This is a genomic window from Actinoplanes sp. NPDC049802 (genome assembly GCF_040656595.1).
In the GTDB taxonomy this organism is placed as follows: domain Bacteria; phylum Actinomycetota; class Actinomycetes; order Mycobacteriales; family Micromonosporaceae; genus Actinoplanes.
Genome location: NZ_JBFAMR010000193.1, coordinates 1 through 1177, shown reverse-complemented (window position 1 = coordinate 1177; position 1177 = coordinate 1). Strand labels below are relative to the sequence as shown.

Genomic DNA, 1177 nt, shown 5'->3' with positions numbered 1-1177 from the left:
ACTGAGCTTCCGGGGTTGAGGTCACTCTCATGTCCACATCGCCACTTTGGGTGATTCCTGACGGTTCGGGGCTGCTGTCTATTTAGGGCATGCGATACGGGGACGGTGGTGGGGTCGGACCGCAACAACGCGCCCGCCGGGAACAGATACGCCGGCAGGCGGCACGTATGTTCGCTGCCGGGGTGAGCGCGCCGCAGGTGGCCGCCGAGTTGGAGATCTCGACGAAGTCGGCGTACGCGTGGCGGCGGGCGTGGAAGGCCGGAGGCGAACAGGCCCTGGCCTCACGTGGAGCGCCCGGGCCCGACCCGATGTTGTCCGAAGTCCAGGTCCAGAAGCTGATCGACAGGCTGGAGCAGGGTCCGGCAGCGGCCGGTTGGGACGAGGACCAGCGCTGGACGCTGGCCCGGGTGCGCACGCTGATCAGCCGGATGTTCCACGTCACCGTCAGCATCGCCACCGTGTGGGAGACGCTGCGCCGCGCCGGTTACACCCCGCAGCAACCGGTCCACCGGGCTGCCGAACGTGACGAGCAGGCTATCGAACATTTCAAGCGGTATCAGTGGCCCGCGGTAAAAGGGTCGCGCGCAGGCTGGGCGCGTGGATCTGCTTCGCCGACGAGTCCGGCATCTCGCTGAGACCAGCCCGGGCCCGGACCTGGGCCCGGCGAGGCACCACCCCGATCGTCACCGTCGCCGGCCGCGGCGGCCGCAAACTCTCACTCGCCGGGATCGTCGCCTACCGCGCCGGGCACGAGCCGCGCATCATCTACCGCACGATGGTCCACCGTGGCCGTAAAGGCGAGCCGAAAGGCTTCGGCGAAGACCACTTCGCCGACCTGCTCGACGCCACCCACCAGCAACTACGCGCTCCCATCGTGCTGATTTGGGACGGCCTGCCCGCCCACAAGTCCGCCAAGATGCGCGCCCTGATCGCCGCCCGGCCCTGGCTGCGCGTCTACCGTCTGCCCGGCTACGCCCCCGAACTCAACCCCGTCGAAAACCTATGGTCCAGCCTCAAACGCAGCATGGCCAACCTCGCCCGCGGCCGCATCGACGATCTACTCCGAGTGGCGAAGAACCGGCTCAAACGGATGCAGTACCGGCCCACCCTCGCCTTCGGGTTCCTCGCCACCAGCGGACTGGCACCACCCTGACCCTGACCCCAAAAGCTCAGTAAA

2 protein-coding genes are annotated in these 1177 nt (G+C 67.9%); both read left to right on the top strand.

Features of this window, described 5'->3' with window-relative positions; translation table 11 throughout:
- Nucleotides 1–89: 89 nt before the first annotated feature.
- Nucleotides 90–635: a winged helix-turn-helix domain-containing protein gene (locus AB0I88_RS41340; protein ID WP_361037787.1), complete on the top strand. Its 546-nt coding sequence runs from the start codon at nucleotides 90–92 to the stop codon at nucleotides 633–635.
- On the top strand, nucleotides 560–1153 hold the full coding sequence (locus AB0I88_RS41335; protein ID WP_361037785.1) for a transposase: 594 nt from the start codon (nucleotides 560–562) through the stop codon (nucleotides 1151–1153). Before AB0I88_RS41340 ends, AB0I88_RS41335 begins: the two co-directional genes overlap by 76 nt.
- Nucleotides 1154–1177 lie beyond the last annotated feature (24 nt).